At 37.8% G+C, this 12,348-nt stretch carries 9 protein-coding genes and 1 pseudogene; all 10 read right to left on the bottom strand.

Features of this window, described 5'->3' with window-relative positions; genetic code table 11:
* Positions 1-233: 233 nt before the first annotated feature.
* Entirely contained in the window at positions 234-461 is a 228-nt protein-coding gene (locus tag ACFIM1_RS05140) for a hypothetical protein (RefSeq protein WP_375614106.1), read from the bottom strand.
* A pseudogene (locus tag ACFIM1_RS05135) lies at positions 458-844 on the bottom strand (lysozyme); the annotation flags it as partial. The gene ACFIM1_RS05140 and the pseudogene ACFIM1_RS05135, both read right to left, overlap by 4 nt.
* A 155-nt stretch (positions 845-999) precedes the next feature.
* Complete coding sequence (mfd, locus tag ACFIM1_RS05130) at positions 1,000-4,500, bottom strand: transcription-repair coupling factor (RefSeq protein ID WP_375609397.1); 3,501 nt, start codon at positions 4,498-4,500, stop codon at positions 1,000-1,002.
* A 5-nt stretch (positions 4,501-4,505) separates the two neighbouring features.
* A complete protein-coding gene (locus ACFIM1_RS05125; RefSeq protein WP_375608278.1) occupies positions 4,506-4,793 on the bottom strand; it encodes a succinate dehydrogenase assembly factor 2 in 288 nt (95 codons plus the stop codon).
* A gap of 68 nt (positions 4,794-4,861) precedes the next feature.
* Positions 4,862-5,542 carry an ABC transporter ATP-binding protein gene (locus tag ACFIM1_RS05120; protein WP_375609396.1) on the bottom strand — a complete coding sequence of 227 codons (681 nt, stop codon included), beginning with the start codon at positions 5,540-5,542 and terminating at the stop codon, positions 4,862-4,864.
* Complete coding sequence (locus ACFIM1_RS05115) at positions 5,542-6,810, bottom strand: lipoprotein-releasing ABC transporter permease subunit (protein WP_375609395.1); 1,269 nt, start codon at positions 6,808-6,810, stop codon at positions 5,542-5,544. The genes ACFIM1_RS05120 and ACFIM1_RS05115 overlap by 1 nt, the downstream gene beginning before the upstream one ends.
* 11 nt (positions 6,811-6,821) lie before the next feature.
* Positions 6,822-8,147, bottom strand: coding sequence for a proline--tRNA ligase (proS, locus tag ACFIM1_RS05110; protein ID WP_375609394.1), 1,326 nt, complete (start codon positions 8,145-8,147; stop codon positions 6,822-6,824).
* Positions 8,148-8,347: 200 nt separating this feature from the next.
* On the bottom strand, positions 8,348-10,024 hold the full coding sequence (locus ACFIM1_RS05105) for a ribonuclease J (RefSeq protein ID WP_375609393.1): 1,677 nt from the start codon (positions 10,022-10,024) through the stop codon (positions 8,348-8,350).
* 49 nt (positions 10,025-10,073) lie between these two features.
* Positions 10,074-10,880 carry a biotin--[acetyl-CoA-carboxylase] ligase gene (locus ACFIM1_RS05100; RefSeq protein WP_375609392.1) on the bottom strand — a complete coding sequence of 269 codons (807 nt, stop codon included), beginning with the start codon at positions 10,878-10,880 and terminating at the stop codon, positions 10,074-10,076.
* A gap of 5 nt (positions 10,881-10,885) precedes the next feature.
* Positions 10,886-12,340 carry an NADH-quinone oxidoreductase subunit NuoN gene (nuoN, locus tag ACFIM1_RS05095; RefSeq protein WP_375609391.1) on the bottom strand — a complete coding sequence of 485 codons (1,455 nt, stop codon included), beginning with the start codon at positions 12,338-12,340 and terminating at the stop codon, positions 10,886-10,888.
* Positions 12,341-12,348 lie beyond the last annotated feature (8 nt).

The raw sequence follows: 12,348 nt of genomic DNA, 5'->3' as shown, positions 1-12,348 counted from the left end.
GCGTGACATCATCTTTAAGCCTTGATAGGTCTCTATCATCTCATGAAGAAGCTGTTGTTCTGTTTCTGTAAGATCTTTATCTTTGCTGCTTCGTTTCTTGACCATCTTTCCAACCACATAAATGGGCTCCCTGCTTGTTATGCTTTAAAATATCTCTTGCAAGGTTGGAACTGATGACCTCAACATCCTGATTATCCAAATAAATGGGCAACCAGCCACCACAAGAAACAGACCTATTTGCCGCGCACCCAACGAGAAAGTTCAGAGCGCACACCAGCATCACTTTTTCGATTAACTTCATTTTCTACCTCAAGACGGGTTGTTGCTGTCTTTAAAGCATGCTCTGTTTGCTTTTGCCGTTCGCTTTGCTTGCCAAGCTGAAACGCCTTGGCTAAAGCCATAAAAAAAACGGCTAAAGCCGCTGTAAACATAAGAGAATATTTCTTTAGCCAAAAAATCATAAGCGTTGCTCCCCAAACCGCTTGGCGACAATCACTATGCCCGTTACAGCCGCTAAAACCATGATGCCTGCTAAAGCCCATTGCACCGGACCATTGCCAACCAACAAGCCTCCAAACCCAGAACAAGACCCTATAATCGGGGCAAGCGCTTCTATTTTTAAAAGACCGCTTGCTGTTTTCGTTTCTACCCTTTGATAATTCGAAGAAACATAAGCCCCTTTTACCCATAATCCCGCTTCTGCTGCTCGACGGTTGGCTAAACCCGCAAGAGGCTTCCCACCGACCTTATTCCATTTCTGTAATTCTAAGGGTACAGCTTCATAATCACCTTGATTAAGCTTCTTCAAAAGGCTCGACTTGCAAAAGGCTGCTGTTATATTATATCAATACGTGTTATAATAAAGAATTCAAAATAAATAGTAAGGAGTTATTTTATTATAAATTTAAATTTTATTCTTATATAAAATCAGTAAATACTTGTTTTTATATAATAATTTTATAAATATAAGTAATAGTTCTGAAATAATAAAGATATTTTTTAAACAGAATGTTGTTCTGCCATTTCGACGAGCTGTGTCATAATATTCGCTGCTCCAACAAGCCTTTCATCCGCTGTGGACCAATCACGAATAAGAGCGATACTTTGATCTGGACGAATTTTTGCCATTGAACCTTGTTTTTTCACCCACTGAACAAGAGCAACACTATTTGCGAAATAGTTATTACGAAACTGTATAACAATCCCCTTTGGTCCTGTATCTAATTTTTCTACATGCGCTTTTCGACACAATGTTTTGATATAAAAGACTTTAAGAAGGTGTTGAACCTCAATGGGTAAAGGACCAAAGCGATCAATTAACTCCGCTGCAAATTCATCAATTTGTTCTAAATCATCAAGTTCTGTTAAGCGTCGGTAAAGCCCCATACGTAATGATAAGTCAGGAACAAAATTTTCTGGTATCATCACGGTTGTGCCAAGTGAAATTTGAGGTGACCATTGCCTATCCTCACTTTGCTCTCCATCTTTTAATTCAGCAACAGCTTCCTCAAGCATTTTTTGATAAAGTTCAAAACCAACTTCTTTAATATGACCTGATTGTTCTTCTCCTAAAAAATTGCCTGAACCGCGGATATCCATGTCATGGCTTGCCAATTGAAAACCGGCCCCTAAGGTGTCAAGAGATTGTAAAACTTTAAGACGGCGATCGGCAGCAGCTGTTAAGACTTTACCAGCAGGAAATGTAAAGAGAGCATAAGCACGTTGTTTTGAACGCCCTACCCTACCACGTAACTGATAAAGGGCAGAAAGGCCAAACATCTCAGCACGATGCACAATTAGAGTATTGGCTGTTGGAATATCAAGCCCCGATTCAATAATGGTTGTTGAGAGTAGCACATCATATTGCCCATCATAAAATGCATTCATGATATCATCAAGTTGTCCAGCCGGCATTTGTCCATGAGCCACAACGAATTTCAGTTCTGGCACATGTGTTTTGAGATATTCTTCTACAAAAGCCAGATCAGAAATACGAGGACAAACATAGAAACTTTGTCCACCACGATAATATTCTCGAAGCAGGGTCTCTCGTATAACAAGTGCATCAAATGGTGAAATAAAAGTACGAACCGCCATTCTATCAATGGGGGGGGTTGTTATCAATGAAAGTTCACGTACACCCGATAAAGCTAACCCTAAAGTGCGTGGTATGGGAGTTGCTGAAAGTGTGAGAACATGAATATCACTTTTAAGCTCTTTTAAACGCTCTTTGTGTTTGACACCAAAATGCTGTTCTTCATCAATGATAAGAAGGCCTAACCGTAAAAAATTAACTGCACCACTTAATAATGCATGGGTTCCAATGACAATATCGATTGTACCATCTGAAACACCTTTTTTTACTCGTGCAAGTTCTTTCGCTTTTACAAGCCTCGAAGCATGTCCAATTTTAACTGGTAATCCTTGAAAACGCGAAATAAATGTTTTGTAATGTTGACGTGAAAGCAAAGTTGTTGGTACAACAACCGCAACCTGATATCCATTTAATGCTGCAACAAAAGCACTTCGAATGGCTACTTCAGTTTTTCCAAAACCAACATCACCGCATATCAAGCGATCCATCGGCTTGCCTGAGGCTAGATCATCCAGAACAGCATCAATTGCATTCATTTGATCTTCCGTTTCTTCATAGGGAAAGCAAGCAACAAACTCATCAAATGGTCCAATTGGTGGAAGTAAAGCAGGCGCAGCACGAGTCATACGCTCTGCAGCTATACGGATTAATTGCCCTGCCATTTCCAATAAATGTTTTTTAAGCCGCGCTTTACGTGCTTGCCAAGCAACACCCCCTAATTTATCTAAAGTTACCTCTGTTCCTTCTGAGCCATAACGTGAGAGAAGCTCAATATTTTCAACAGGTAAAAAGAGGAGATCTCCTCCAGCATATTTAATTTCAAGGCAATCTCGTAAAATTCCAGTGGTTGTGATGGTTTTAAGACCAACAAATTGGCCAATACCATGGTCGATATGCACAACAATATCACCAGAATTTAAAGCAGAAATTTCAGAAATAAAATTTGTATTATTCTTACGCCGCTTTGGTGATCTGATGAAGCGATCACCTAGGATATCCTGCTCTGCTATAATAGCTAAATCTTCAGCCTCAAAACCATGTTCTATCATGATAACAGCTGCTAATATATGATCTCGTGGTGTTGCTTTGACAGTTTGCAAGGATTTTACAACATCTATTTTTTTCAATCCATGCTCATCAAGAACTTGTATCAAACGATTGAGAGACCCTTCACTCCAACACGCTAAAAGTACTTTTTTGCCAGCAGTGCGTAAAGAGGCGATATGATCAATAACATTTGAAAAAACATTTTTTTCTTGCGCATTACGCTCTTTTACAAAATCATACCCCTGTTTAACATTGGTGTGAATAACTGTTTGTTCCAAACTTTGTGGAATATTAAAAGGTGAAAAATCAATACGCTGTGAAGATTGTTGCACACATTCCAAAACACGCTCTGGCGTTAAATAAAGAAGACTAGGGTCTATTGGATGATAAGAAGTAGAAATTTCTTTATCATTTTCGCGCTCTTTACGCGCATTATAATAGTCTTCAATAAGGCGATAGCGCTCAATGAAAACTTCTTCTATAAGATGCTCAAAAACAAGCGGTAGGTTGCCACAATGGTCAAAAAAAGTGTCAAGGTTTTCATAAAAAAAAGGAAGCCAATGTTCCATACCGGCAAAACGCCGACCTTGAGCAATTGCTTCATAAAGCATGTTATTTTTTTGTGATACACCAAATGTACGGGTATAATTGCTTTTAAATCGGCTGATGCGTTCTGGTGTAAGAACAACCTCACTCATTGCCTGTAATAAAAGTTCAGTTTTTTGACGTGTTGTCCTTTGACTTTCTGGATCAAATACGCGGATACTTTCCAGGGTATCTCCAAAAAAATCAAGACGTAAAGGTTCAACATCCATAGGAGAAAAGATATCAAGTATTCCTCCTCTTACAGCAAACTCACCAACATCACGGACAACCGTAACGCGTTCAAAACCATTGGTTTCTAGGAATTGAATTAGATTTCCCATGTTATTGCGTTGGCCAACATGTAAGTGAATAAGCTGAGCTTCTATCATTTCACGAGGAGGCAACTTTTGCATAATTGCATTTGCTGTTGTTAATATAATTGCAGGATGTGGATTTTGACGTAAATTTGCTATGCGTGCCAATGCTGATAGTCGACGGGCCATGACAGCAATTCCTGGTGATACGCGATCATAAGGCAAACAATCCCATGCAGGAAATTGAAGTACGGGTAAATTGGGTTCAATAAAATTTAAAACTTGTTGTAAATGCGCAATTTTTGTTCCGTCATGAACAACATAGAGGAGCGGTTTACCTTGTGCAATTTCTGAACTTAACTTAGCAAGCGCAAAGGCTTCAAATCCATCAGTAACGCCATCAAAAATCATACGAACAGAACTGTTTTGGGGAATAACAATTTTTTTAAATATAGGCATTGTGATCAATAACTTAAGCAAGTACGATAATTAGCAATATCACGAAAAAGTGGACTATCAATTTCAGATGGCGGTGAAATTTCTCCAGTAATCCATGTGAGTAAATCACGATCATCAAAAGACATAATATACTCAAGCTCAGAGAGGGTTCTATCATTCATTCCAGTAATATGAGCATCGACATAATGTCCAAAAATGAGATCCATTTCACGAATACCGCGATGCCATGCACGAAAAATCAAACGGCGACGACGCGCATCCAATTGATTTTTGTCATCGACAAAAACTGTCATAAAAAAAATCTCCTTGAATAAAGTAATATAAACTATTCAATTATTCGTATAAATTTTATACCTTGCTTTTAAGGAAGTTCTATAATCTTTTGTTCTTTAAGTGTAATTCGACGATGCATTTGCTTAGCCAAAGCGTAATTATGTGTTGCAATAAGAGCAGAAAGACCAGACTGACGAACCAGAACAGATAAAGCTTGAAAGACGTAAGCTGAAGTTACTGGATCAAGATTGCCTGTAGGTTCATCGGCCAAAAGGACTGAAGGGCCATTTGCTACTGCACGTGCAATAGCAACACGTTGTTGTTCTCCTCCTGATAACTCTGAGGGACGATGGTTAGCACGATGCGAAACACGCAGATACGTCAATAATTTACGCGCACGATCTTCTGCTATGGACTTTTTAAATCCTGCTATCATTTGCGGTATCATGACATTTTCTAAAGCCGTAAACTCTGGTAGTAAATGATGAAATTGATAAACAAAACCAATATCATTTCGTCTGATAGCTGTTCGCTCACTATCAGAACGCTTTGCACAAGAAACACCTCGTAACAACACATCACCAGCTGTTGGTTTTTCTAATAATCCAGCAATATGCAGAAGTGTTGACTTTCCAGCACCAGATGGTGCAACAAGTGCCACAAGCTCTCCCCTATTAAGGATAAAATTTGCTTTATTTAAAATAATGAGCGGCTTATCACTCTCAAAAAATCGCCTTTCAATCTCTACAAGCTCTAAAATAGCTGTCATTATTCATACCTCAAAGCTTGTACGGGATCTAGCTTAGCAGCACGCCATGCTGGAATGAGAGCAGCAAGAAATGACAAGAATAAAGCCATCATAGCAACCAAGATGGTCTGTTTCCACTCAATTTGTGCAGGCAATTTTGTCAAAAAATAAAGTTGAGGATTAAAAACGTCGACATTAAATAACCAAGAAATAAAGTCTTGAATATGATTAATATTCACGGTCGCAATAACACCTAAAATTAAGCCCAATATAGTTCCAATAAAACCAATCATCATTCCTGTGATAATAAATATACGCAAAATCGCACTCTGTTGAGTGCCCATCGTGCGTAAAATTGCAATATCATGACTTTTATCTTTTACAAGCATAATCAGACCTGAAATAATATTTAAAGCAGCAACAAGAACGATCAAAGAAAGAATAAAAAACATAACATTTCGTTCAATTTGTAAAGCTGAAAAAAAAGCCTGATTGCGTGTACGCCAATCAATTAAATAAACCTGTTGATCAACTGCTTTTTCTACAACGGGTTTTATTTGATCAACGGCATCAGGATTATTTAGAAATAACTCTAAAGACTGAACTTTATCTCCTAAATTAAAAAACATTTGTGCTTCATGAAGAGGCATAAAGATAAATATTGAATCATATTCAGACATACCAACTTCAAAAATAGCAACGACTTTATAAGCTTTCACGCGCGGAGTAACGCCAAAAGGAGTCTCATCACCATCTGGAGTTATAATGCGAAGATCTCTTCCAACTGTAAGTCCCAATTTTTCTGCTAAGCCACTTCCAATTGCAACTCCTTCTTCTTTATCAAACTGAGAGAGAGATCCTAATTTAATATTTTGAGATACTGTTTTAAGCTTTTCTAAATCTTGTTTGCGCATACCGCGAACTAAAGCGCCAGAGCTTCCTTGAACGTCACCTTGAACAAGCGCTTGACCTTCAATAACAGGTAAAGCAAACTTCACACCATTTGTAGATTCTAAAGAAGAAATAAGAGTTTTATAATCAGAAAAACCAGAATCAACTGTTTGAACAATAAGATGTCCATTCATACCAAGAATACGATTGAGAAGTTCTGTACGAAAGCCATTCATCACCGCCATAACAACAACCAGAGCGAATACGCCCAACATAATCCCAATAAGAGAAATAATTGAAATAACAGAGGCAACGGCATGTTTTTTATTGGGAATCATGTAACGAAAAGCGATCATCCACTCATAAGATGAAAAAACTTTATTTTTCAGCCTCTTCATAACATTTCCTATTAAATTATAGAAAGTTGGCTGAGTACATCTTCAACCTTTAGAGATTTTTTTACACCTGTTTTGCGATCTTTAATTTCAACTTCATTTTGTGCAATGCTGTTAGGACCAACAATGATTTGCGTTGGCAAACCAATCAAATCCATTGTTGCAAATTTTGATCCAGGCCGTTCATTTCTATCATCTAATAATGGGTCAAAACCAGCATCTTTTAATCCTTGATAGAGAATCTCACATGTATGTGTACATTTTTCATCATCGGGCTTCATATTGATAATCCCAAAATCGAACGGTGCCATCGACTTTGGCCAAATAATACCATTTTCATCATGAGAAGCCTCAATAGCAGCCGCAACAAGACGCGAAGGTCCAATACCATAAGATCCCATAGAGACCACATGCTCCTTTCCATCTTGTCCCATAACTTTTGCTCCCATTAGAGCAGAGTATTTAGTGCCAAAGTGAAAAATATGCCCAACTTCAATACCACGCGCTGAAAGACGATTATTTTCAGAAATTTTAGCCCACTCCTCTTCCTCATGCATTTCTTCTGTCGCTGCATAAAAAGATGTCCACTGTTTAACGATATCATCTAAAACAGCTTTATCACTAAAATCGATTGAACTATGGGGAACCGTAAGTTCAAGAAATTGTCTATCACAGAAGATAGCGCTCTCTCCTGTTTCAGCCAAAATGATAAATTCATGACTGAGCTCCCCCCCAATGGGACCTGTGTCAGCACGCATGGGAATTGCTTTTAAACCAAGGCGAAAAAAAGTGCGTAAATAAGCAACAAACATACGATTATAAGACGTTTTAGAACCTTCATAATCAAGATCAAAAGAATAAGCATCTTTCATTAAAAATTCTCGTGCCCGCATCACACCAAAACGTGGACGAATTTCATCACGAAATTTCCATTGAATATGATACAAATTAAGCGGAAGATCTTTATAAGAACGAACATAAGAGCGAAAAATATCTGTTACCATCTCTTCATTGGTTGGACCATAAAGTAAATCACGTTTTTGACGATCTTTAATGCGGAGCATTTCCAAACCATAATCATCATAGCGACCGCTTTCACGCCAAAGATCAGCAGATTGAATTGTAGGCATCAATACTTCTATTGCACCAGCGCGTTCTTGCTCCTCACGAATAATTTTACAAACTTTATCAAGCACTTTTTTTCCCAAAGGAAGCCAAGAATAAATTCCTGATGTTTGCTGTCGAATCATCCCAGCACGCAACATAAAACGATGAGAAACAATTTCTGCTTCTTTAGGATTCTCTTTTAACAGGGGAAGGAAATATTGAGAAAGACGCATTGAAATAATTAACTCCTAATCAGATCTACCATATTGAAACAATTTAACACACCCTCCATTCATCTATAGCCGCATTCTGAATACTTGCAAATATAACGATCTTATTGTTTCAAAATTTATTGTGCTCTATTCTCTATTTTTCTTATTTAGCAATAAAATAAAAATGCTTTTCTCTTTAAATAACGTAATAGGAAAATTCTTTATTTTGACCGATGTAAAAAAACTGTACAGATAGGTTTTTTTTGCCAAATCTCATGAACAGCTGCTCTTACTGCACGTCGTGTTGCCTCTCGAATAAGTTCATTATTGTTCCGTTTTAACCGTGGGATGTTATAAACTGTATTTTCTACAATATCTAAAAGAATATCTTTCAAACTCTCCCCTTTTCCATTATTTTCAGGTAACCCGAATGTTGATAGACCGATATCCCCCAATAATTCATACTTATTATTTATATGGAGAGAAATAGTAACATGACCAGCATAACTGAGTTTGCGGCGTTCACGAATCCCTAATTCATCTTCATTCCCAATTAGGCAACCATCCTTATAGATACGTCCAACAGGAACTTGATCAACAACTTTTACAGGCTTTGGTGCGAGACGTAACATATAGCCATTTCTGATATCCATAACAGTTTGAATACCTGCTTGACGGGCTAAAGTTGCATGAGCCTTAAGATGCATTGCTTCTCCATGTACAGGAACAAGTATCTGTGGCTTTATCCAATCATACATCTGTAAAAGTTCTGAACGACGGGGATGACCTGAAACATGAACAAGAGCATCTTCATTCGTAATAATTTCAATACCCAAATCAATGAAACGATTTTGTACCTCAAGAATAGATTTTTCGTTTCCTGGAATACTTCGTGATGAATAAATAACGGTATCACCAGCGGAGAGTGCAATATTCCTCATTCCATCACGTGAAAGTTTAGCCAAAGCAGCACACGGCTCACCTTGGCTTCCTGTGACGATTAAAACAAGATCTTTTCGCGGGATGTAACCATAATCATCTTCTGTTACAAATGGCGCTAAACCATTCATATAACCAAGCTCTTGTGCAACCATAATACTTCGCTTAAGGGAACGCCCAATGACAAGTACCTTACGCCCAGAAGCTTCAGCGGCAAGAGCAATAGAACGTATCCGACCAATATTAGAAGCAAAAGTTGCTATCGCAACGCGCCCTTTAGCTTTCAAAATAATTTCAGAAAGACTGGTTTGAACCTGCTGCTCTGATGGAGATATACCATCCCGACACGCATTTGTGGAATCACAAAGTAATGCTAAAACACCTTTTTTGCCTAAAGCACGAAATCTTTTTTCATCGGTTACAGCCCCGAGTGAAGGGGTATGATCGATTTTCCAATCACCAGTATGAATCACAGTCCCCAAAGAGGTTGTAATTGCTAAAGAGACAGCTTCTGGTATTGAATGGTTAACGGCTATAGCCTCTACAGCAAAGGAACCTACCTGAAAACAATCACCAGCTTGAAAAATATTGAGTGAAATTTTTTGAGATTCAAAATCTGCTTGCCTTTTACTTTCCAATAATCCTGCCGTAAAAGGCGTACAGTAAATTGGAACCTGTAACTTTGGCCATAAATCAAGAACGGCCCCATAATGATCTTCATGAGCATGTGTTAAAACAAGACCATGAATATTGTGTTTTTCACTTTCTAGAAAACGAATATCAGGCAAAACAAGATCTGCTCCGGGTAATTCAGGTCCAGCAAAACTAACTCCCATATCAACAAGCAACCATTCACGAAAATTTTCAGGACCAAATCCATAAGCAGCGAGATTCATCCCTATTTCACCTACTCCTCCTAAAGGTAAAAAAACAAATTCATTCTCGTTGGCCGCAACCATAAACATCTCCTAAATCATTAAGATAATCTGATGATGAAATAAAACTTTATCAATTAATACGATTTGCATGAGCAGAAGCAGCTGAACCAAAATGAACATCCCCAGCTGTTATAATGGCTGTTTGACCATTATTTTGTTTTATGATGCAGTTAAAATCACTATCAAGACCATCAAAAATACCCTCGATGACTTTTTCATCATTGATTATTTTGACATGTTGTCCAAGATGAGCAGAGTATAAAAGCCACTTTTCGCGAATTATATTGCGTCCTCCTGATTGTTTCCAAAGGAGATAGTTTTTAGAAAAAAACTCCGTCAGAACCGTAAATAACTGTTCTGCTTCAATATGCAAACCAATATTCTTTAAACTTGAAGTGGGATAGAGTGCGTTTTCATAATTATATTTCACATTTATTCCAATACCAATAACCAATGCATATTGTTGTGATGGCAATTTTAAAATCTCGAGCAAAATTCCAGAGCTTTTCACACCTCTGAGCAAAATATCGTTTGGCCATTTTAAGCTCACAATATTGTTTGTTTGCTTTTCATCTTTTATAAATTGTTTTATTGCCTCTGCTACACTTACTCCAGCAACAAAACCAAGTTGAGCAGCAGTTTGATGCACAATATCCTCAATTAACAAAAGACTAGAATAAAGGTTCCCTTTAGGACTAGACCAAGTTCTCCCTCTTCTCGCTCTTCCCTGTAATTGTTCTTGTGCAACAATCCAAAGATTACCTTGATGACCAGTTTGCGCTTTTCGTTGCGCAATGAGATTTGTTGAATCAACACTATCGTACGCTTCAACAGTGTATCCCTGTTTTTGTGCAAAATCTGATAAAGTATAAACCATATTCGTTAAAACAATGCTGTTGCTGCTTTTTCTGCTAGCTCAGCGAACCAAACTCCAAAAAGCGCGTAAAATAAAATAAAGAATACAGAAAGACCAAGACAAAATTGAAGCTCTTTCGATAAAGCAACAAAATGCGCTTTTGCATCATCAAACCACATAATTTTAATGACTCGCAAATAGTAAAAAGCCCCAACTACAGACGCTATCATCCCAACGACAGCAAGTGGCGTAAGTCCAGCGTGGACAGCAGCAGAAAATGTATACCACTTTCCAAAAAAACCAGCCATAGGAGGTATGCTTGCTAAAGAAAAAAGCTGTATTGTCATCACAACAGCCATAAACGGATTCGTCTTTGCTAACCCTGAAAGATCATAAATATTTTCAACATTTCCATTCTGAGAGCGCATTCCAAGAATAAAGGCAAATGAACCAAGCGTCATTCCAAGATAAATAGTCATATAAAGGATAACGCTTTTTATCCCAAGCATATCTCCAGCAGATAAACCAACAAGTGCATAACCCATATGACTGATCGACGAATAAGCCATTAAGCGCTTAATATTATTCTGACCGATTGCAGCAAAAGCACCCAGTATCATTGATGCAATTGCCATGAACACCAAAATTTGTTGCCATGCAGGCATCACGTTATCAACACGTCCTAGGGGAATAAAGGTCACCACAATAATACGGATGATTAAAGCCATTGCAGCAACTTTAGGGGCACCAGCAAAAAATGCTGTAATCGGTGTGGGTGCTCCTTCATAAACATCAGGTGTCCACATATGAAACGGAACAGCAGAAATTTTGAAAGCCAAACCAGCTAAAATAAAGACAATTCCAAAAATAACCCCTAATTGTACATTCTTGCCTTTTAAAGCAAGAGCAATTTCGTGAAAACCAATTTGACCGGTAAAACCATAAAGCAAAGAAATACCATAAAGAAGCAACCCTGAAGATAATGCTCCTAAAACAAAGTATTTTATACCGGCTTCAGAAGATTTCACATTATTACGATTAATCGCTGCTAAAACATATAGAGCTAAAGATTGCAATTCTAACCCCATATAAAGCGACAGCATATTACCCGCTGAAATCATAAACATCATTCCAAGGGTTGCTAAAAGAACAAGCACTGGAAACTCAAATATATTAAACTTTTGTGCATTGGCAAAACCAACAGACATGATAAGAGAAAAGAGCGCACCAATAAGCATTAAAATTTTCATATAACGACTAAAGGAATCGATAACGAGCGCATTGGTTTGAAATGAGCCATTTTTCGGAAAAACTATAAGAATAACAATGGTTGCCACAAGAAGTGCTATGGCTAAACCTGTCACTGTTAAAGAAGCACGTGTATTGGAATAAACACCAATCATAAGCAGCACGACAGCTCCTAATGCAATTAAAAGCTCTGGAAGAATTAAGACTAATTGCGCTATTATTTCAGTTTGCATGTGCATTC

Source organism: Bartonella sp. AC158YNML (genome assembly GCF_042196725.1).
Classification (GTDB): Bacteria; Pseudomonadota; Alphaproteobacteria; order Rhizobiales; family Rhizobiaceae; genus Bartonella.
This window is presented reverse-complemented; position numbering and strand designations above follow the sequence as displayed.